Origin of the sequence: Vibrio sp. V42_P2S4T144, from assembly GCF_009904715.1 — a bacterium.
GTDB classification, from domain to species: domain Bacteria; phylum Pseudomonadota; class Gammaproteobacteria; order Enterobacterales; family Vibrionaceae; genus Vibrio; species Vibrio alginolyticus.
In genome coordinates, this window is sequence record NZ_WXWS01000155.1 from 1 (window position 1) to 20,019 (window position 20,019).

The 20,019-nt window shown below is 50.6% G+C and carries 21 protein-coding genes; 2 read left to right on the plus strand and 19 right to left on the minus strand.

Translation table 11 applies throughout. The features are described 5' to 3' along the window. Window positions 1-271: 271 nt before the first annotated feature. Both CAG68_RS05005 and CAG68_RS22315 read left to right on the plus strand, forming a co-directional pair. The gene (locus CAG68_RS05005) at window positions 272-883 is read left to right on the plus strand and encodes a hypothetical protein (protein WP_031847577.1); all 612 of its coding nucleotides are present in this window, start codon (window positions 272-274) and stop codon (window positions 881-883) included. A gap of 166 nt (window positions 884-1,049) precedes the next feature. Beyond that, window positions 1,050-1,613 carry a hypothetical protein gene (locus tag CAG68_RS22315; protein WP_237667844.1) on the plus strand — a complete coding sequence of 188 codons (564 nt, stop codon included), beginning with the start codon at window positions 1,050-1,052 and terminating at the stop codon, window positions 1,611-1,613. Window positions 1,614-1,658: 45 nt separating this feature from the next. On the opposite strand, the gene CAG68_RS05015 is transcribed toward CAG68_RS22315, so the two are convergent. The 19 genes from CAG68_RS05015 to CAG68_RS05105 all read right to left on the minus strand — a co-directional run bounded on the left by CAG68_RS05015 (window position 1,659) and on the right by CAG68_RS05105 (window position 19,969). Continuing rightward, window positions 1,659-3,428, minus strand: a complete 1,770-nt coding sequence (locus CAG68_RS05015; RefSeq protein ID WP_161440845.1) for a hypothetical protein — start codon at window positions 3,426-3,428, stop codon at window positions 1,659-1,661. Further along, a complete protein-coding gene (locus tag CAG68_RS05020) occupies window positions 3,403-3,714 on the minus strand; it encodes a hypothetical protein (RefSeq protein ID WP_012219924.1) in 312 nt (103 codons plus the stop codon). The genes CAG68_RS05015 and CAG68_RS05020 overlap by 26 nt, the downstream gene beginning before the upstream one ends. Window positions 3,715-3,719: 5 nt before the next feature. Continuing rightward, on the minus strand, window positions 3,720-5,228 hold the full coding sequence (locus tag CAG68_RS05025) for a hypothetical protein (protein ID WP_161440846.1): 1,509 nt from the start codon (window positions 5,226-5,228) through the stop codon (window positions 3,720-3,722). Beyond that, window positions 5,225-5,827 (minus strand): hypothetical protein, encoded by a 603-nt coding sequence (locus tag CAG68_RS05030; protein WP_020195279.1) that lies wholly within the window; start codon window positions 5,825-5,827, stop codon window positions 5,225-5,227. Before CAG68_RS05030 ends, CAG68_RS05025 begins: the two co-directional genes overlap by 4 nt. 110 nt (window positions 5,828-5,937) lie before the next feature. Further along, window positions 5,938-6,492, minus strand: a complete 555-nt coding sequence (locus CAG68_RS05035; RefSeq protein ID WP_161440847.1) for a hypothetical protein — start codon at window positions 6,490-6,492, stop codon at window positions 5,938-5,940. A gap of 3 nt (window positions 6,493-6,495) precedes the next feature. Further along, window positions 6,496-6,933: a hypothetical protein gene (locus CAG68_RS05040; protein ID WP_012219881.1), complete on the minus strand. Its 438-nt coding sequence runs from the start codon at window positions 6,931-6,933 to the stop codon at window positions 6,496-6,498. Window positions 6,934-6,937: 4 nt separating this feature from the next. Further along, window positions 6,938-8,614, minus strand: a complete 1,677-nt coding sequence (locus CAG68_RS05045) for a hypothetical protein (protein WP_161440848.1) — start codon at window positions 8,612-8,614, stop codon at window positions 6,938-6,940. 111 nt (window positions 8,615-8,725) lie between these two features. Further along, window positions 8,726-10,150 (minus strand): lipopolysaccharide biosynthesis protein BplA, encoded by a 1,425-nt coding sequence (locus CAG68_RS05050; protein WP_140352431.1) that lies wholly within the window; start codon window positions 10,148-10,150, stop codon window positions 8,726-8,728. A 3-nt stretch (window positions 10,151-10,153) separates the two neighbouring features. Continuing rightward, window positions 10,154-10,498: a hypothetical protein gene (locus tag CAG68_RS05055; RefSeq protein WP_012219872.1), complete on the minus strand. Its 345-nt coding sequence runs from the start codon at window positions 10,496-10,498 to the stop codon at window positions 10,154-10,156. Window positions 10,499-10,500: 2 nt separating this feature from the next. Beyond that, window positions 10,501-13,716 (minus strand): hypothetical protein, encoded by a 3,216-nt coding sequence (locus CAG68_RS05060; RefSeq protein WP_161440849.1) that lies wholly within the window; start codon window positions 13,714-13,716, stop codon window positions 10,501-10,503. A gap of 129 nt (window positions 13,717-13,845) precedes the next feature. Continuing rightward, window positions 13,846-14,643 (minus strand): hypothetical protein, encoded by a 798-nt coding sequence (locus CAG68_RS05065; RefSeq protein ID WP_031847569.1) that lies wholly within the window; start codon window positions 14,641-14,643, stop codon window positions 13,846-13,848. Window positions 14,644-14,645: 2 nt separating this feature from the next. Then, a complete protein-coding gene (locus CAG68_RS05070; protein ID WP_014980795.1) occupies window positions 14,646-15,155 on the minus strand; it encodes a hypothetical protein in 510 nt (169 codons plus the stop codon). Then, window positions 15,145-15,411, minus strand: a complete 267-nt coding sequence (locus CAG68_RS05075; protein WP_237667845.1) for a hypothetical protein — start codon at window positions 15,409-15,411, stop codon at window positions 15,145-15,147. The genes CAG68_RS05070 and CAG68_RS05075 overlap by 11 nt, the downstream gene beginning before the upstream one ends. A gap of 103 nt (window positions 15,412-15,514) precedes the next feature. After that, a complete protein-coding gene (locus CAG68_RS05080) occupies window positions 15,515-16,072 on the minus strand; it encodes a hypothetical protein (RefSeq protein WP_031847567.1) in 558 nt (185 codons plus the stop codon). After that, window positions 16,069-16,569 carry a hypothetical protein gene (locus CAG68_RS05085; RefSeq protein ID WP_012219903.1) on the minus strand — a complete coding sequence of 167 codons (501 nt, stop codon included), beginning with the start codon at window positions 16,567-16,569 and terminating at the stop codon, window positions 16,069-16,071. The genes CAG68_RS05080 and CAG68_RS05085 overlap by 4 nt, the downstream gene beginning before the upstream one ends. Before the next feature lie 13 nt (window positions 16,570-16,582). Next, a complete protein-coding gene (locus CAG68_RS05090) occupies window positions 16,583-17,116 on the minus strand; it encodes a hypothetical protein (RefSeq protein WP_227741527.1) in 534 nt (177 codons plus the stop codon). A gap of 110 nt (window positions 17,117-17,226) precedes the next feature. Next, window positions 17,227-17,898, minus strand: coding sequence for a hypothetical protein (locus CAG68_RS05095; RefSeq protein ID WP_012219856.1), 672 nt, complete (start codon window positions 17,896-17,898; stop codon window positions 17,227-17,229). Between the two features lie 10 nt (window positions 17,899-17,908). After that, complete coding sequence (locus CAG68_RS05100; RefSeq protein ID WP_083135867.1) at window positions 17,909-19,459, minus strand: hypothetical protein; 1,551 nt, start codon at window positions 19,457-19,459, stop codon at window positions 17,909-17,911. Window positions 19,460-19,465: 6 nt separating this feature from the next. Beyond that, window positions 19,466-19,969, minus strand: coding sequence for a hypothetical protein (locus CAG68_RS05105; RefSeq protein ID WP_161440850.1), 504 nt, complete (start codon window positions 19,967-19,969; stop codon window positions 19,466-19,468). Between the last annotated feature and the right edge of the window lie 50 nt (window positions 19,970-20,019).

Below are 20,019 nucleotides of genomic sequence, written 5' to 3' on the forward strand. Positions count from 1 at the left end.
TAACAAGGCGCATAAATACGGGCATCAACACAAAACTGTCCGAAATTGGCCTACACTATAAATTAATATAATAATTAACATATAAATTACGCTTTGCAGTTGGCGGTCTTGTAAAACTTTAGAGGGTAGAATGGCCGCAAATACTTATAATGAATGCTTAGAGAAGAACAAACACCTGTGTCGACGATGCTATCCCCGAAAGGATACGTCGATTCACCACGGCATCCACTCGGGCCAGTTCGTGCTCTGTGATTGCCTTGTGGCTGAATTGATGCGATATCCTGGGCCGGCGGGGATCAAAGGGCTGGATTCTGAGTACCTTGTGATGAATTGCCATTACCGCGAACTGGTAGACCTGCCTTGCGGCTACGCTTTTTATGGTAAGCGCTTAGAAGAAATGCCGACGTGTGTCAGTGATGAAGTCGCTCAAGGATATGCCATCCAAGATAAGCTCATTATGGAAGAGCACCAAGCTATGGTATTTGCAGATTGCGATTATTTTTTCGGCAGCAGTGTCAAATTGCATACCATTGAAACCCAAAAATACCCGTTAGTGGACCTCAACGGAAATTTGATGGGCACCACATTTTTGATTAATGATTTCTTTCGCGTTACCGAATCTAGGCACGTCAAAGTGCCCGATTTTGCCGATCTCGCAAACCCCCTCAGCATGGCAGAAACCAGACTCATCTTTTGTAAGCGCATGGGCCTTTCAGACAAAGAATCCGCAGAGAGACTGGGCGTAACGCCTTCTACCGTGCGCTCAATGAAGGCACGCATACGAGATAAGACCGGCTACAGCGTGTCTGAGCTGCGCACTTTATTGTCTACTTGCTCATCAACCAAGCTAATCACCAAGACCGACTCATTCCGTATTCGTTAGGTTTGTGGACGTTTTTGTCTACATACAACATACGGGTTCTTATGCATACTCGCCCACTATTGAGTCTTTGATTTATATAAAAAAGATGTAAGATACTGTATATTTGAACAGTATCTATGTTGGTGCAAAGGTTGTACTTCCATAATAAGAAAAAGGAGAAGACGTAGTGCTAGGTGACTACTTTCATACTGTGATAACTCATATTGAGAAATCGGATTTTGGAACGGGCTTTATTGAGTCTGCAGGACACAGGGAAACGGATGTCACGATTTCAGAGAATGAAGCGATTCAGAATGGCTCGCCCTCAACTTTTCATTCGAAAGGAGGAACGCTTTCCCCCTACTGTGAAGAGACGAGAAAAGCGATCCTGTCTATTTTCCTTGGCGCTCGCATCCATGATGCTGCAGTCATGATTAACGTGTCCGATCGGACCATGCGAGATAGGTTTCTGACCTACTGTAAACACACGAACTCTGACAAGTTCGAGCGAATTTACGAACGAGCGGTTCATCAGGGCTACTCCACGCCACCGGTTGAGCTTTTTCAGCCGCATGTATTGGAATTTTTCACCGAGAAAGACCTCCCCGTGCTGCACAGTGAGGCCAAAGTGTCATCGTCAGCCAAGGAAATGGCTGAGGAAGGACTGGCGCAGGCGAAGCGTGAGCTTTCATTGGCTCGGATCCGGCTGAGCGTAGTTGAGGGTATGTCGAGGGTGCTTGGGTGCGAGTGAGCATTAAACCGGCTCCAAGTCTCAGGCAAGGAGCCGGAATAGGTACTAGATAAGTGGTAATTCAGTATCAACTTGATACCAATCTGGTGCTTGATTATTGCAGGCAAGATAAAAGGCGCTTTGAGGTAACGGCTTAATATCTCTGGTAGACAACTCGTGAAGATACACGAAAATCTCTGCCTGCAATTTCTCTCTGAAAAAGTGCCGCTTCGGTTGTGTGTCGTCACCACCAGCCACGGTTACACCATATATCTGCTTTCGCTGGCGCGGGGCTTTTGCAGGGAACAGTTCGCAACTTCCAAGGGTGCGCTTCCATCCCCACTTCTTATTGTGAGCATTGGTTTTCCCTTTCCCTGTGAGTGCTTGCTGCCATGCTTCATCTGAACTCATTCGATGGCCGTCGTGCCATGATAGCTTGTCCACAATCTTCTTAACGGCAGTACCAAAAGCATCACCATGGACCTGTCTTTCGAGCTGCTTTTTCTGGCGCTGTATCAAGGTGTCGTTAACGCCTGTCATCATGCCAACCATAAGCGTGAACATTTCTTCGTCGCTGTCATACAGGGCGTACATGCTTTCCAGTGATGAAAATTGCTGAATACCCATAGACGCCACTTCGGTAGCCCCGCTCGCATACACCTTGCCGACATACGGTGAGTAGAAGTTGTCGGGGATCGCCACCTCGTCGCTTTTGTAGGAGCGGTTATTGGTGAGTTCGCTCAATCGCTGTGGGGTACCCGAGGCACGTTTTTGGATAAAGCGTTGGTTTGCCAGCTTGACGGACTCATCCGCTTCGAGTAAATGGCTCATTTCATGAAAGAGCGTGCGCCGGTCAAAGTCATGGTCGATATCTATTGTGGCCGTATTAATGATTGCGCTGGCACGCTTACTGCCGGTAGTGACAAGGCGAACATTGTCGAGCCGTCCGCTGATCAATCGGTAGTAGGTTGCCATATCACGACGCACTTCAGACTCGGGATAGCCCGATTTGCGCATTCTCGCCACCGCTGAGGCGCTGATCTCCTGTTTTGACGCCCATAGGTCCGCTTCTTCCTGAGAAACGCTTGAGCGCTCAATCAGCGCGTCATAGACATTGGACATGAGTTCAGTGCCAATACGTTTCTTTTGCTCTTGCAGTGACTGCAGCTGCGCTTTGGCAGCTTGGTCCAGCTCACCACTGGACGCCATGAGAACTGGATCAATTTGGGTCCGGTGTGCAGACTCAATGGCTGAGCGGATCATTTCGAATTCGGACATCAGGGCTTCGCTTTGCCCTTTTTCTGTAATTTGACCGATCACCCCTCTGGCCTTTTCAGCCAGTGGCGAAATGTACTCACTTTCGAGACGTTCAATTTTTTCATTGATGTCAGGATTGCTGCGCAATAGCTCATTGATGCTGTGCGCGACATCTTTGAGTGATTGCGCCTTCTCAGGAGAAATCACCGCTTTCAAGAAGCTTTCGCCGCTTTGTTGCCAAAACTGGCGCTGTCTCTCGTCAAGGTCGTCAGGGACAATATAGGCTTGTCGCAAGCTGTTAAGGTCGGCGCCCTGCTCTGAAATGGTTTCCAACCGGTTGTCGTTATACCGGCTCAATTCAACTTGCAGCGAAACAATGTCCCGCCACACTTGGAATTTCTCTAAGTCATCGTCGGTGTCGATTAATTTTTGTTTTAGTGCCTTCGCTTGGTGCGTCTGGGCACTGATCACTTCCCCAAAGGCCGCAAGAAAGACGGCACTCAGGCCGTCAATCTCACTGGACGCTTGCATGGCGGAAATGACTGCCTTCTTTTTAGGCTGGGAGTCTTTTTTCGACATAGTTAATTACTGGTTGCTTAACGGACTCAAATTCGCCCGACTCTTCGGAAATTTCACGCACAATAGCGATAAACTTGACTGGCTCTAGGTGATCAAACTTACCCCCTATGAGTTCATCAAGCCGAGAAGCGAGCTTTTGAGCACCACCCACAATTTGAGCGCGAATTGCCTTTATTTGCTTGGCAATTTTCAACTTCTCAATCCCTTTTATTGATGCGCTTTTAATTTGCGCTCTTAGCTGGCGTATCTCCTTTGCCAGCTTGAGCTTTTCTACACCAGACAACATGCTTATTACTCCTGCTTTTCATCAAGCTCTGCGTATTTCTCTACCGCTGAGCCGATCAGGGCATCGTATTCTTCCACCAGCCCCAGTTTTTCTAACTCTTCGCTGGCTTCTTCTATCATTTCAAGCACATCATCTGCAGCAACATCATCATGTACACCATTGACGATATTTTCTAATGTTAGTACCGCTTGGGGCTTATCACCTACAGATTGTTCATTCATGTCGTCATTTTCCCCTTTTTGGGACTCATCCGGTGTGTCTGGCGTCTCTGTCGGCGTATCTTCAGGCGTTGATGGTGTTTCTGGCGCATCCGGTGCGGCATTCTCATCCTTCTCTTCCTTACTGCCAGCGGCATTGCTATGTAAAGACCAAACCCCATTTCGAGCGGAAATGATCGGCTTATCGAGAGACTTTTGCGCTTCAGAGATAAAATCCAGTGCAGCATCAACAACTTCGGATTGCCCATTGTTATGTCGAGTTTTTAACTTGTTAACAATCGAACTTACAAAGAGTGAGCGAGTTAACCCTTTCTCTTCACCTCGGTCAATAGCTGCAATGGTGCTGATTGATGCCACGACATCCTTAAATAATGAAGGTTCGACCAGTCTAAAGCGCTCTAAGGCCGCATTTTCTTCTGGTTGAGGCTCTCCTTCGCCTTGTGATGGCTCGGGTGATGGTTCAGGCTCTGGTTGTGCTGCTTTCAGAGCGGAAATCTTCTCACGCAGGCTATCGTTGTAGCGTTGGCGCTCGGCCAGCTCGTCTGACTTCACTGTGACCATGTGCTCAAGTTCTTTGTCTCGGCCTTCCAGTTGCGCGACTTCTGTCGTGAGTGTATTGAGTTCATCCAGTAAAGCGTTGGACGATTCCTGCAGGCTGGCTAACTCATTGCGCGATTCCGTCACTTCTTTTTGCTTGGCCTGAAAGGCTTCTGAGTTGGCAGCGGCAATATTGCCAATGCGTTTACCGATCGTCGACAGGGAGACTTCGCGCATCTTCCCTTTGTTCATTTCAGGGGCCACAACTTGGGTAATATCGCGCTTATTGAGCAGCCAGCGAAACGCAATCACGACATCATCTGGCTTGAACACTTTGGGATCTTCATCTGGGGCATGAAACACCACACTGACAGCCTGACCGTCGCTGAGGATGAACTGCGCGGCCACTGTTGCAAAGAGGTTGTTTTTCTTCGGCTCTCCGACCTCATGAGCAGTCACGGTAATGTTGCTGCTGGACAAAGCACGATTTAGCGCCCGAGCAAGGGCCTTCATCGTGCGCGGGAACGTCGCATAACTGGTTGTGACCGCATCCAGAATAAAACCGTCGTGGGCTTCCACTCGCTCACCTTCGACATAGGCCGCATCCATGATTGCGAACGGCTCCGCTTCCAGCATCAATGCCTCTTGCTCCGGATCTGCCGTTAACTGATACATGGCTTCTTTGATTTGAGAGCGTGTAAAGCCTTTTGCCAGTGGATCTGGCATTGCGTAAACTTTTAATCCGTTCACTGGGTTCATGAGGTCAGCTCCTCTAATTGTTTAAGTTCAGCTTCCAGCTGCTCGGAAACCGAATATTCTTGGGTGATTTGCGCACTGATATCGGACTTTCTCTGCTCTTTAGCCGGCAGAGCTTCTTCCAGCGTCTGTTTTTGCTGACGCTTTTCCTGAACAGAGCTTTCCAGCTCTTGGTTATCCGATTTAGCGAGTGCAATTTGAGCCTTCAGCGAGGTTTTGGCGCGGCTGGTTGAGTCCTTGCTGGCGCTGCTGGCTCTGGATGCTCGTTTTTTCAGAGTTTTCTGAAACTGCTTACTGTTTGCACTGACTTTGCCGGCGATCTCGGCCACGGCTTTTTTGAGATCGTCAACATGCTTGATCGGAATGACTCGCGTATTAAGGCGAACTTGGAAGATAGCCCCTTGCGCAGTCGCTTGAAGCATGAGCTTCTGGCCATCAGCAAAATGAAGGGTGGCTTTTTTAGTCTGAACACCAGACTGTCGTTTGGCTTTGTTGTCCGCCTCAACACTTGTGACCTGAAGATCCTGACGCTTAAATTCGTCAATGACTTTCTTCAGGCCCTTTTCGTTGAATTGGGCATAATCGAAAGATAAGTAACTCACGGGAACGCTCCACACTGTGATTGTGTTGTTAACAGTTCGATGGTAGAGCGCGGGTGGTGGGATCGCATCAACAGGAAAATTTACTCCCTCAAGGCGTGAGGGAGTAAGAATTATAGCCCCAGCGTCTTCTTGAGCTGGTTCAGCTCTTCTTGAAGCTCCAAGGTTCGACGACCGTTGTCGATGGTGTAAGCGGCCAGTTCGGCATAATCGGCAGCGGTGACAGGTTTAGACGGCAAGGCCAGCTCAATACTGTCTGCAGGAACCGACGTTGCGCCAGCTGGCAGTGTCACTTTGGCCAGCATAATGGCGTTACTTGGCACAGTGTCTCGCACATAAACACCAATCGTTGAGGCTTGATGCATTGCGTATTGCGCTTCCAGCACGACATACTGCGTTTTGCCGGCAGTGAGCGTGACCTGCTTGCTCACATTGCTTGGCATTCTGGCCGTCAGTGAATACGTGCCGACTTCCAGTACCGCAATGTTCTGATCGTCACCTGAGACTTCAACGGTGAGTCCCGATTTTGGTTTGACCGCAAAGCCTGAGTACACCCCTTTCGGCAAAAGGCCGTGCAGCTTCTGGTTCATGGATGCCCCAGAGTAGTTTTCACGCCATGCCGTGTCTACTCTCAGATCATCCAACGGTTGTTGTGGGTATGTGTTCATCCATTACTCTCCGGAAATTGGGAAGTTAACGTATGGGTGCGTGTTGATGCCTTCTTCCGGTGTTACCCAGTCTGGCAAATCAATACTGACTGCCACTAAGTCGCCGTCTGCGTCGTATAGGCCGGTTTGGCTGTACTGTTTCGGCTCAGACAATGTGTTTTCAGGCATGATGCAGCGGAACAGCAAGCGACCATTCGCCCAAACCACGTCTTCGGAAGGATTGATGGTACCTTCGTAGAAAACGTTTTTAATGTCGGTCCCCGCTGGATCGAACGGTGATAAGGCCGGCGGGGTTTGACTGTCGTCCACCAGCAACGGGTCATGACCGAATTTAAATTTTACGATCTTGAACTGGCTTGCCAGTCCTGCAATTGAGAGAGCGTTTTTTTCGTAAAAACGAGGCAGTAGCTCTGCAATCTGCCATGGTTGATTTGTTGACATAGCGCTATTTCCAAAGTGGTGTGTCTAACGGTGCAAAGTCAGCTGGGATCTCGTCAAATCCCAGCCACGGATTTTGATTAATCTCAGCCGGTTGGTTTAGCTCATAAGGCTGAGACGGAAACTCTCGAACAATGCAATCAACTTGAGCACTGTAGAACACAGGGCAAAATGATTGCGTTTGTTTGAAATGGGTATTGCTCAGCGGCTCAACTTGCGTTGTAAATGTGCGCAGCTTGAGCCTGTGGTGGCGTGTTGGTGGTAAAGTGTCGCCCTCTTTGCCGGCAATGGCCGCCGTTCCATAAGGCGTCGTGATAAACAGGTCCAGAGACCAATCTGCACCCAGCTGATAACTCATCCATGGCGCTTTTGATATGACGTGGCTCTGACCGGAACCCGCGCTGTAATCAATGGCGTGGCATGACTGCTTTTGTTTTATCACCAACTGACTGGTCGGATTAACCTTTGCTTCAAACGCTCGATGTTGCGTTCGGTGCTGCTTCATTGGTGGCAGCGACTCGCCTTCTTTCCCCGCAAGCGGGACTGAGCCTGACGGCGTAACCAAAAACAGGTCAAGTGACCAATCCGCGCCCAGCTGGTAACTGATCGCCGTTGGCTTTACGGTTGTGCGAGTCTGTCCGTGGATAGGCTCATTCGCGTCGGTCTGAATGCTGTCAGCGGGTACTACATCAAAGTGATAGTGCATACTGAAATTCAGGCAAGGATAGCGGGTCGCGGTCAACGAGGCGCCTGACAGTGGTAGGTCGGCATGTTGAACGGGAATGTAACGCTCGATGCTGGATATTTCCTGCAGCGCGTTGATGATGTCGCCTTCCTTTCCGGCCAATGGCACACGACGACCACCCAGATCGACAAACAGGTCGAGAGACCACGACATACCACCAATGACAAAGTCCGCTTCGCTCGTTGTGGTACCTCTTCGGTGCTCCACATACAGAGGGCTGTCATCCAGCCAAGGCACGTCAGCGGGACGGTCGTCAAATGAGGCAGTGAGGCGATAAACCATGCTGCCACCCCTTTCTCCAATCGTTTGTCGCTCGACATGGTAGCTTTGCGGCGCATAGTCAAAGTTGATGGTCAGAATGAACAGCTCACCGTCATACACGATGTGAGCCGGTCTCAGGCGCTCAATCTCTCGTTTAGCAATGGCAATAAAGGTTTCTTTTGCCATTCCCAGCTTGTGCAGGTGCGTTAAGTCGACGGCGATTTTGCCGCGAGAGGTCATCCAGAAATCATTGAGATCCCATTTCTTGATCTGGACCTCTTGCTCAGTGAACAGATTATCTCGGGCATAAGGCAGGCTCTTGTTGGAGTACAACGGCTCCCACGTCACGCCCAAACCTGCGAAGTTAACGCGCAATGCGTTGACGAATGGAACGATGGTGTCTTTTTCGTGGATGTTGTCTCGTTGCCATGAGATAGAGAGGCGCTTGCCGGATTCGTCGATCGGCAGGGCTGTATCAAAGTAATCGCCAAACTCGGCAATCTTTTGATTGAGGTGGTCCTCACTGGCGGTAAATATGTTCTTGCTGTCTTCAAAGGTTTGAAGCTCATTGAAAAAGTGGGTATCCCAGTATTCTTCCAATGCTTCAGCCAGCGCTACCCATTGGGGAGAGCCTTGTTTGCTCTTTGTCAGACGCTCAACTAACCATTTTTCAGCCACGGGAAAACCTCACTCAAAATCTTGAATGAGAGTACGGTTTCAGGTGAGCACCCGCCACGACAAAAAGATTTTTTACCTAAGGCGGGTATTTATTAGGTGTGTCTTTAATACTTAGTAAATACTTAACCTTGCGTTATTTGTATAGTCGACATCGAGCAGGTTCATAGTGGCATCAAGATCGATGTATATCATTTGCTTGAGATTTTCCGGCTCCGATTGGCCGATAATTTCAATCTCAATATCATCTTCGCTCTCAAAGATGTTGAGTCCGTTCATCAGGCGATAGAGGTCGCGCTTTAGCGCCTTCGCTTTGCGTCTGCTGGCATCTTTGCCGTAATTGTTCCACAGCGTATCGCTGATCAGCTTCTTAGCATCAGTCAGTGTAATACTGCGTAGAAGCTTGCCGGTAATTTTGGCTGTGAATGCTTGCTCGTCCACGGGCACGTTGTGGTACCGACGGTTAAACTGAGGGATGTTTTTTTGCATGTACGCCTGAATTTCACTGCCGATACTTGGGTTATCCGGCGCGTAGACGCAGAGAAAGATCTTGTTGACGTTCTCAAGCTTCAGTTCGCCGTCCATTTCTTCTTGCTCGGCCTCTCCCCACACATTGCCCCATATCACCTCGGGGAAGTGCTGCTTGATAAAGAACAGGTAGTCATCATCCCAAACGTGGTTATCATCATAGAGCGGGTAATACAGAGCGTTACGGCGAAGCTCGTCGGTTTCCTCTCTGGCTGCACCGCCTGTAAAGACAGAAGCGGTCTCAAACTCGATGTCTTCGGCATTATCATCGACAGGCGTCAGAGGCTGATTGGGCATCAGCTTGGTGTCACCTTCAGTCAACCACAGCTCAACCGTGATCTGCGCCCCTTTGCTTGGCACAAGGCCAAAGATGTTGTTACCAAATCGGATCCCGACCTGATCGGTGTGTGAGTAAAACTCATCAAAGACTTTATCCGCGCGTGCATTACGGAACCGGTTCGTTGGGTACCATTCTTCAGCGCCGGAACCCATATCCACAAACACTCTGAATTTATGCAAATTGACACTAATGGCTCTCCCAAACTCAAATTCAAGGAAAGGCTGCTCTTTTTCAACCACAAACGATAGCTCGTGACGTTTGACCTGACAGCCATCCACCACCACTTCGCCACCAGCGGCCACACGCACGCTCTCATTGACCATGTAGTAAACCTGATCTTCCGAGACAATAGGAAAATAAGCCATGACGCTTCGGTCACGGTTTTGCTTATTCCGGATCCGGATTTGACCGCGACTAGGAGCGGCTTTGCGTGGGATATACTGACGGTCTTCTGCGAGCGCCAGAATCGAGCTACGGTTGTATGCCGTGCTCAGGTACCCTTCCTGCCTTGCTCGCTCCAACTTGTGTAGCGCGTATTCCAAAGCGAGGTTTTGAAAGGTATTGACGCCCTGCATGACCTGACTGTCAGCCAATGGCTCTAATACCGGCTTTTTGCGAATGATGTCGGTAAAGGAAGCGCGTGCTTCTGCCTTGTTGTCAAGATTGCTCATTGGCTACCTCAGTGGAATGTTGGGATTATCGTACAGGCCGTATTGATGGATAATGACAATGCGGCAAAGATCGATGTCTGGAAAGGTCACACGGATCCCCTTGATAACAACGCCTTGAACGTCACGGGGTAACTTTTCCACGATCGCCATTTCCATCATCACTGCGTCGTCTTCTGTTTGCGCACAAAACTGAAACGGCGCCAAGTTGTGCCCCCAAGCGGGGTTATCCGCAATGGTGTGCTCTGGATTTTCAAACCACTCTTCTATGTTGTTGTTCATGGCTTTGCCATCGTATGCGACGGCAAGGCCTGTGCTGTCAACGTTGAGTAGGTGATTAAGCTCTTCCATTGTTAAATCCTGTCATGTGCCATCAACACGAGCGTTTTATCTTCGAACTCGGTTTTAATTGGTGCGGGAACCGATGCCGACTTCGACTGAGAAGCAGCATAGCGAGGGCCGGAAGCGGACGCACTAACACCGCTTTGTTGCTGAGCTTTACTCATTGCATCGACAATCGCTTTACCCAGTTTTTTCTCATCAATCTTGGCGACGGTTTCCGTTTTCTCGGTATGGGTTTCCTTGTTGCTGGTCTGACTCATTGCCGCTTTGGAAGGGCTGATCTCAGGTAGAGGTGCCTTTAACTGCTCAGGCATGACTGCTGCCTCAGAGGCTTGCAAGGTGTGAACGGCGCCAGCCTCTTGAGCGCTAGATTCTGTACGACTGGTTGCCACTACCTGCGCGGATTCGGCATTTTTCGTTGAAAGCTCCGACTTATCGCCGTTGGTTGTAACGGACTCACTCGACTCAGTAGTAGACTGAAGAGTTTCGGCTTCTCGCTCTGCGCGTGTTTTGCCGTCAGTGCCTTCCATCTTGTCACTGATCGCCTCACCAACAATGTCACCCCCCTTACTGCCAAGCCAGCCACCCACTGCAGCCCCCAGCAAACCGCCCACCAGAGTACCAACAACAGGAACCACCGAACCCATAGCGGCACCCATGGCCGCGCCGGCACTGGCGCCACCAAGGGAGCCTGCTGTGGTGGCCCCGACTTGGACCGCTTTTTGTGAACCGGTCAGATCTTCTCTGTCTTTCACCTCATTGTATTTGAAGTACCCAGTTGCCAGTGCGGCGACAGGGGCTGCGGCACGACTGGCAACAGAACCCACGGTTTTCAGAGCGCCACCAGCGGCTTTGCCCACACCGGAATTGGCTAACGTTCCCGTTGCATTCTTCACACCCTGAGCGACGCGACCGAGTCTGGTGGTTGGTGCGCCTTTTAGAGCCGATGCATTACCTGCTGCGCCCTTGCTGCCTTTAAAACGGTCAATTAGAGAGCCTAAACGTCCTTTCCGACCTCGGCCTCGACGTCGCTTACCACCCCCCTTCTCTTTGCCATCACCACCACCAAACATATCTGACAGCTCACTCACGCTGTCCATGAGGGAGCCGCCACCTTCACCACCGAACTCTTTCTTGTCGATGGTCTTGATCAGCTCTTTGTGTTGGTCTTGAGAGAGGTCGTACTGCTCATCCAATCGATCTGCAATCGCTTCATTGCTGCGGGTCTGCTCTCTCTCTCTGACGACATTGGCAGACGTGACACTGGTTTGATTGTGCGTACCGACCTCACGGCTTTGGCGGTCTGATTCACTTTGCTTTTGAGTGTGGCTTTCTCTGCTCTTTTGAGTATTGTTTTGATACCTATCTAATGCTTTGTGAGTATCAGAAATCCGGTTGTCACTGTTTTTATCAGCTTGGTGAGCACTGGTCTTGGCAGAACGCTGGTTATCTTTGTCCAGTGTGCTGGATTGGTGTTCAGACTCGCTTTGCTTATGAGTGTTGTTTTGATGTTTGTCTAATACCCTATAAGTATCAATTGAACGGCTGGCACTACTTTGATCGGTTTGGCGATGGTTATCTTGCAGCTCGCGGCTATTGCCTTGGATCTCTTCCCGAGAGTCGTCAGTATGGTGTGACTGACTGGCAATCTGCAGGTGCTTATTCCCAAGCTCTGAGGTCGGCTGTTGAGTAACACGCTGGATCGTATTTTCATCATGTATGCTGTCCTGACGGTTATCCGTCGCCGTATGGCTCGATGCTTCTTTGCTGGTTGCTGTTTGCTGCTGAGTTTGAACAGTGGCAGTATGATTGCGATTACTAGACTCATCGACAGCGCGTGAATGCTCCTCACTTTGACGGGATTCGTCTTTTCTTTTGGTATTATCTTGATGCTCGTTTAGTGCTTTGTGAGTATCTGTTTTTTGCTCAACCTCCAAAGGTGGGGCGGGATGGTTTAGGGCCTGAGCCTCAGCTCGCTTAATGAATCGCCCTTTCTCGTCCCTGACTGGCCCGTGGGGGTTGTCTTTCGCAAATATTTCTTTGGATGATGCATCATCACGAGCCTGATCGTCTGCTTCGTTGCTGTCAGCTTTCTTCCCTGTGACTTTCTCAAGGACCTTTTGACCGAGGGAGCTGTTTTTTACATCGTCAGTCGCCTCTTTGACCTCTTTTGCCGCTTCCCAAAGGGAGCCGCCCATTGCTGAGCCTGCCGCATCCGTGGCCGTGTCTCCCGCCTCCAGTTCTTCGCGCTCTTCTGTGGCCTTTTTGAAGACGTCCCCGACCGTTTTCAGTAAGCCTGAGCGTTCTCGCTTTTCTTTTTGCTCTTCTTGGGCCTGCTGGCTGGCAGTGACACTTCCTTTATCATCAGGCGCATTATCTTGAGGCTGGTTATCAGTGCTGGCGACTGATTGAGTCGATGTTTGCGGATCGGAACGCTCAATTTCACGCTGGTTTTGTGCGGGGGTCGGCTTCGACTCCGCTGCCGGCGATACCGAAGGCGCAGTATGGCGCGGTTTCTGTTCCTTTTTTTGAACAGGCGTGGCAAGCGCTGGCGTAACGGAAGCCTGACGGTTGCCTTTTGACTCTACCTGTTGGCCGGCTTTCGCCCCAGCATCAGGGGTCTTGCTTGGCTGGCTGTCCGTCTCTTGAGGTTTGCTTTCACCGCCTGCAATAACGACTTGAGAATCACGCTCTCGCTGCTGGCTTTCGTTGTCACCGGTGCGCTGCGTATGGTCGCTGGCTTGGACTTCTCGAACAACATCACTATCACGCGATGTGAGGGTGTTATTTTGCTCGTGAACGCGCTCAGTAAGCCTATGCTTGGCTTGTTCTGACCGTGTTTGAGAATCACGCTCTGTTGCTTTGTGCGTGGCCGGCAATGCTTGATGTGGGCGACCAGACTCAGGCACTTTCTCTGCCTGACGTGATACAGGACGTTGCGCAGCCTCACGGCTGGCATTAAATACTTGTTGAGCATTTGATTGATGCTTGTTTGATACTGAATCAGTGTTGTTTTGATGCGTAGAAGATTGAACCAACGTTGAGCCACCAGCCAATGGCTCCCGACGTAACAGAGCAGACGTGTTTGACTCAATCTTATCAAGAATGGCGAGGATTTTAGGCTGATAATCCTCTTCTTGCTGGGTTGCATCTGTCACCTGTTGCTCAGGTGACAGTGTTTTTGGGTCTACGACAATTTCTGCCTGTTGTGTTTCTTTGATAGTCACGATTGCCCTGCCTTTCTGTATCGTTTGTGCATGGTCAAAACACGGCTTCTTGGTGAGCAGAGCAGGCTGTCTATCGGCTGACCAGCATCAAGGGATAGCTCATTAAGCATGACATCCCAAGAACGGCTACTATACTCGCGGAATCCGGCTGTAATCCCGAAAGGGAAGCAACAACTCAGTTGTCACCTCCTTATTCTCTTTGGCCTTGATGGTAGGGCAAACGTGACGAGGCGACCGCAACATAATCTTGCCGTCGTCCATGATTTTGCTTGGCAGGCCGTGAGTCATGCTCTCCAACGCTGCAGTGACGTGGGACTGCAGGGCTTTGTACTTGGTTTCCGGTAACTCGCGTAGCCAGTTGTTTAGGTTGGATTCACGTTTATACGGCTTCTCTTCATGATCATCTGCCATGTACAGGGCCGCTTTGAGCTTATGAAAACGGATTTCAGCCTGTTTACGGGTGGCGGCGGGTGAACCTTCTTTTTCCATCATCAAAGCAAGGCGCATGTTTTCCAGCTCTTCCATATCCTTGCCGGTGAGCGGCGAGATCACCAACTTTCGCCCTTCGAATGACAGATCACGGCTCGCCATCCCTTCGATTTCTTGGTAGCCCTCGGCCAGATCGCGCAGGTCAAACTCATTGGTGTGCATTTCCTGGCAATGAGGGCACTCATAATCCAGCGAAACAAAGGTGTCATCCGTGGTATGTATCCAGTACCAGAATAGCGCCAGACGGCGGTCTTCAGCGGTCCACTGCTGACAGTCCGTAAAGCTCTCTTTGTCCTGAATCGTGTTCAAAAACTTGGTAGTCAATGACTCTTCGTGCTCGGGCAGTACATCACAGAAATCCAGTGTTTCTGCTGTGGTCGCTTCTCGAATAAGCACTTGCTGGATAGGTTTGCTGGGTAATGAGAACGGTGCAAACATGATTAACTCCGAAATTGAATAACGGTCAGCGGGAACTCTTTAAATGAATGCTCGGTATAGCTCTGGGTCACATCCCCCAGTTGAACCGGCGCAACGGGATAGGTTTCAGATAACACCTCTTCAAAGCCCGTTCCTTTGTGGATCAGGGTGTATTTTTTCCAGTCCCTGATCCATTTGGTGTCTGGGTTTAACGGCGGGTTCACGGTGCCATCCCCATTGGCCACTTTGGCGGTCCACTCGGCAAACCACTTATGGATCCGTTCGTCGTCATGGTCACGGACGGTCATTGAGATAGACACTGGCATTACCCCTGTCGGGAACTGCAGCTGGTTTACCCCGACTTTCACCGGTTCGTATTCCAGTTCAATAGGGCCGTAGGTGACATCTTTGATGAAAATCTCAAAATCCAGCGGTTGCTCTTCGATTTCCAACCGGAACTGCCATTGATGCTGGAAGTAGGTATGCACCATTTTCTTAACCAGCATCTTTTCACGATTGAAATCAGCGGCCATCCGGCGCCCCCGTTGTCACATGGTCATTCACCAAGTCGTACATCTGACGGATCAGCTCATAGGGCATTCTGTGGTGACGGTTTGCCATAAAGTACTGGCGCAATGACTCAGAGAGTGCATAGCGGCCCTTTGGCTCGTTCTCAGGGGCTTTCTGGGTGTAAAACGCCGTTCGCTCACTGACTAACGTCGCCTTGTCGACGGCATACACTCTGTCTTCGTAACTGACCAGCCAAACCTGCCCATGCTCGCCGGTCACTTCACAAGTGAGCCATTCGCCCACCAGCGGCCCTTCTGGGGTGATTTGGTAGAAATATAAGGGTGTACCGATTGAAACGTCATTGTGGCGCATGGCCGCTCTCCTAAAGCAGCATGGAAGGCATCAGCATATTGCCCGACTCTTCCATTTCTTCTTCTAACTGGCGTTTGCGCTCATACAGCTCTGACAATTGCGGCATTCCATCCAGTGGTAAGCCGGCAGCGCTGCGGGAGTATTGCTCACGCTCTGTGTTGGGGATGTCGATAAGGACTTTGAGATACTTTTGCAGCATCCCTGTGGTGTGTGCTGGCAGCGTATCATTGTCTAAATCGTATTGACTGATCGCTTCCAGATATTGGACTTTGAACGGGGCCACGCTGTATTCCGTGGTCACAATGTTCAGCTTGTCGTCTTCTACCGTGACTTCATGCCAGACCTGATCAACGTCATTGGCCGTTACCACGGTCATGAAATGCGGCGGTACATCAATACCGCCGGCTTTTTGTTGGTCCAGTGTCACGGTGACAGTCCGGATCACACCCGCCCTATCTTGATACTCGTTGAGCGCTTGAATAAGCAAGGCTTCGAGCTTATCTGCTTCGTCATGGTACAGCGTGATAAACTGTCCCTTGACGCGAGCTAATAGGGCGTTGGGGGTCATCCTGCGTAACCTCCGATGCGTTCAAACCAGTTGTACAGGAAGTTCACTGGCACACGCACGGTACCAGTACGGTTTTCAACATCCAGATCCGATGGGTCCGCTGCGATCATGGTATCTTCAAGTCGGTAGCCCTTCTCTTCGATATCTTCACCATGCAGCACGATTTCAATCGTGACGTACTCTTTGTTGTCAACGATTTTGGAAATGGTCTTGATCACGTCACCACGTTTGATTTCAACGATTTGACACGCAATATCACCATCACGCTTAGTGGCACCGTACTGACGGAAACCTTGGCCGTACTGGCCGAAGTCTTCAACGGGTTCACCGCGCTTTTCTTCCGGCAGCTGAGAAGTACGGATCAGTGCCGAAATTTCCGGATATTCTACGATTCGGACAATGAAATCCGAGGCGACCGCACGCTCACCGAGCGCGACGTTTTTCTTGTGGGCTTGTCGCAGTAAGTCGACGTTCCCTTTTGCGTTTGGTACAGCCATTGTTTAGCTCCAATTAACCGTAAGTTGAAGGGATCTGAGAACGATTGAGCATTGCCTCAGATTGAATCATTAGTTGAATGTCAGCTTTCATCAGGTATCCATCACGGCTACGAGGCCCGTCCAGCGGGGCCGACATACTTTCAATCACACAACCATTGAGCACGACATTGCGCCCGATGTTGACCATGACAGAACTCGGCACTCGACCGACCGCATTGCCATCCCCTACCGGATTCCCGACCGGTGAAATCGCGTTTACTTCAGGAGAGAACATGCGCTCTAACTCCATAATGGCGTCTTCGACTTCGGCTTTTGGGTCTGATAACGCATACAGCGAGAGCGTTATCGGGAATGCGTGGGGTTGGTTGCCCTCCCAGACCTGACGGCTTGAGAGGGTTGTGATTGATGTCATGCCATTGGTTGACTCTGTAACCGTGCCTGACTGCAGCACGCCACCGGCTTTGCTGAACTTGGAACCCACAGAGTCGCCCTCAAAAGGGCTGTTCCAGTTGGCATTCAGCTCTTTTGCCGTGCCTTCCCCAATCACACCGACAACGCAGGTGTTACCCTGCTTTATCCAGCACTTGAGGTATTGGCTGACTTTCGGATCGTTGTTGCCAACGGTCCGCGCCCCTGTGGATTGCCAGACCTTCGCCATTACATGTTACGCTGACGACGGGATTTCATGGATTTGGCACGTTTACGTCGCGCCCCTGAGTTATTCGCCTTACGACGCGCCTTCTTCAGTGCGGCTTTTTGCGCAGAAGAGAGACGTTTTTTCTTCAGTGGCTTCTTAATGACTTTCACCTTACCGTTACGGACCACGCGCTGAGTCGCATCAAGCACTAATTTGGCTTTCACTGCATATTCAGTGATCAGCTCGTCATCAGACTTTTCATTGTCAGCAAGCTTATCGTTGAGGTAGGTATGCAGCTTCTCACCCGCCTCTTCGCTTTCATCATCAATGAAGCCCTGAACATTGGCAGCATTGGCGCCCAGTTCCACCAGCGAGTCTGCGGCCATGGTTAAGATTTCGTTGAATAGATCTTCTTCTGGCTCTGTAACCTCACCGTCTTCGTCCAAATCAGCGAGACCAGCAACAATCGCTTCAAAGTTTGAATAGCTGGCGTCATTGTCTTCCAACCATGTCAGCGCAGCGGCCATAGCATTCGCTCGGATCTGCTTTTCTCCCAGATCGTTGCTGGCATCATCCAGAATTTGCTCTGGAATGGTGTATTCATTGCTCTCAGGTTTTTTAGCAGCTGGCGCAAAGCCAGCTGCATCGAACACAGGATCAGAACCACCAAATGGATAACCTGTTCCGTACATTTTTACTCCATTACGCCATCAGGCGAGGTTGAATTGCGATACGACGCGCCACGCCGGTTTGAGCATAAGCGACTTCAATGTGCCAGTAGTCCAGCTCGACTTGCTTCAGCGTGATACGGTAAGGGTTTTTGCCGTCTTTGTTCGGATTGCGAGGCTCAACGAACGCACCGGCTTCAAAGCGCTTCTTACAGATCTTGTCTGCAAGGTCCTGCAGGTTTTCCAGCACAAACCCATCAGGCTCAAACTGGACCACGGCAGCGGCTTGCAGGAACTCATGACACAGGTCATTGAGAATGGCTGTTGTGTGCTCAAAACGCAGGTAGTTGTTCTTGCGCCAGATATTCAGACAGTCATTGATCACCTTGCCTTTGGCGACAGGGTTAATACGCGCTTTCACCAGCTCTGTCGGCTGCAGCTTGCCAGTCAGATGTAGCGGCTCGATACCACGACGGTTCACAAGGCCGCGCTTTTCACCGGCAGCGGTATAGTGCGCCCCTTTAACAGCGGCATGACCGGTTGGCTGGGCAAAACACTTCGCTTTCGCTGCAGTGGCACCACCAGACAAGCCCCAGACACTCTTACCGCCGTACCATTCGTCGGTCGCTTTATAGGGATAGTGGAAACAAGACGCCTGATAAGACTCAAGGTTGGCATCTTCCAACCACTGCTTTGCGGCCACTTCGGTTAACCATGGCGGTACGTCAAAACGGAATTGCGCCAGACGACCATCAGCGATGGTGATCATGTGAGCAATCGCGGACGGCTCATAGTTACCGGCAGCAAAACAAAGGTTAAAGTCGATGTCGTCTGTCTTGAGTAGATCCCAAGCATCCTTCCAGTTATCCAGCGTTGGCTCGCCGCCATTGGTACCGCCTTCAAAGGCTTCTTCGCAGGCTTTCACAACGGCAAAGTCGACCGTTGCTGCGATTTCTGCACGGAAACGCGCTGAGCGCTCTTCCAGCACATTCGGCAGGTAGGCAGTAAGGCCAGAGTCGTCGACATCATCAACGTTCACGCCCACCACAAAGCTTTCACCTTGCAGGGTTTGCCATTCGCCGCTGACTTGCTCTTGGAAAGACAGCGTGAAACGCTCTGCATCCGTATCGACGTCGCTGATCACCATACGGCGCTTAGTCGATGGGTCGCCGTCCACAGGGTAAACCGACAGCCAGTGACCGGCAGACAGGCTCAATGTCGTACCGTAGCTGTGTGACGATTTCACCGCCGCACCATCAGCAACAGGTAGCGCGATAGATGGGTATTTTGCATCATCAGCGACAACGCGCACGACGTGGCAGTATTGCAGCGAATCCAGTGCATCTTTAAGGTGGCGTAAACCTTCGGCTTTGGTGCCTTGGTTCATTGGCATAGGGCGGCCCAGTAGATCTTCCCAGTCATCTGCAGTGGCTGTGATGATTTTCCCAACAGGGCCTTTTGACGCGATAACAACACAAGCACCAACAGCGACGTCACCGCCACCTGTGGTGTAGTTGTTATCAATGGGCGGCAGAACGGCAATGCCGGCTGCCTCGGTAATAAATTGGCTGATCATTCCAGACATGCTGAATTACTCCGCTTTAAGTTTGATTTCCACCCACGGCTTATCAGCAAGAGCGGACTGAATAGCGATCAGCTCTTCTTTGTTTGTCGTGATGGATAAATCTTTGCAGTGCCCGTTGATAGCTAAAATGCTGCCGTCAGCACGCAAAATTTCGTGACCAGAAACGCTGTTATTGGTCATTAGCACTTCAAGGGCAGAATCATCACCCTCTGGTACGTCGCCAGCGCCGGTATCAGTGGCGCCTGTTGATTCACTACCTTCTGCACCGGCATTGTCACCGTCGGTACCTGTAGATGTATCGCCAGACTCTGAGCCTTCTTCTCCGGCCCCTTCGGTGCCAGTACCGGTATTCGTATCGCCAGCGCCGGCATCACCTGCACCTGTTGCGCCAGCTTCGCCAGTGACAACCGTTTCATCTGTACCAGTTGACTTGTCGTCAGTGGTCTCAGTGGTTTTGTTGCTGGTTGCTGGTTTACGGGTAGTGCGGGTGTTTGTTTTTGTGGTTGCCATAGACAAATTCCTACTTAGTTAAGTGACGTGGGCGCCGCAATGAAGCGGCA

Bases quoted from the DNA above. Each gene is read 5' to 3' on its own strand.
- CAG68_RS05100 (WP_083135867.1), bottom strand. From the start codon at position 19,459: ATGTCTGGAATGATCAGCCAATTTATTACCGAGGCAGCCGGCATTGCC.
- CAG68_RS05055 (WP_012219872.1), bottom strand. From the start codon at position 10,498: ATGGAAGAGCTTAATCACCTACTCAACGTTGACAGCACAGGCCTTGCC.
- CAG68_RS05040 (WP_012219881.1), bottom strand. From the start codon at position 6,933: ATGTCAACAAATCAACCATGGCAGATTGCAGAGCTACTGCCTCGTTTT.
- CAG68_RS05070 (WP_014980795.1), bottom strand. From the start codon at position 15,155: ATGGCCGCTGATTTCAATCGTGAAAAGATGCTGGTTAAGAAAATGGTG.
- CAG68_RS05065 (WP_031847569.1), bottom strand. From the start codon at position 14,643: ATGTTTGCACCGTTCTCATTACCCAGCAAACCTATCCAGCAAGTGCTT.
- CAG68_RS05085 (WP_012219903.1), bottom strand. From the start codon at position 16,569: ATGGCTGTACCAAACGCAAAAGGGAACGTCGACTTACTGCGACAAGCC.
- CAG68_RS05005 (WP_031847577.1), top strand. From the start codon at position 272: ATGCGATATCCTGGGCCGGCGGGGATCAAAGGGCTGGATTCTGAGTAC.
- CAG68_RS05035 (WP_161440847.1), bottom strand. From the start codon at position 6,492: ATGAACACATACCCACAACAACCGTTGGATGATCTGAGAGTAGACACG.
- CAG68_RS05020 (WP_012219924.1), bottom strand. From the start codon at position 3,714: ATGTTGTCTGGTGTAGAAAAGCTCAAGCTGGCAAAGGAGATACGCCAG.
- CAG68_RS05105 (WP_161440850.1), bottom strand. From the start codon at position 19,969: ATGGCAACCACAAAAACAAACACCCGCACTACCCGTAAACCAGCAACC.
- CAG68_RS05025 (WP_161440846.1), bottom strand. From the start codon at position 5,228: ATGAACCCAGTGAACGGATTAAAAGTTTACGCAATGCCAGATCCACTG.
- CAG68_RS05015 (WP_161440845.1), bottom strand. From the start codon at position 3,428: ATGTCGAAAAAAGACTCCCAGCCTAAAAAGAAGGCAGTCATTTCCGCC.
- CAG68_RS05095 (WP_012219856.1), bottom strand. From the start codon at position 17,898: ATGTACGGAACAGGTTATCCATTTGGTGGTTCTGATCCTGTGTTCGAT.
- CAG68_RS05050 (WP_140352431.1), bottom strand. From the start codon at position 10,150: ATGAGCAATCTTGACAACAAGGCAGAAGCACGCGCTTCCTTTACCGAC.
- CAG68_RS05080 (WP_031847567.1), bottom strand. From the start codon at position 16,072: ATGACCCCCAACGCCCTATTAGCTCGCGTCAAGGGACAGTTTATCACG.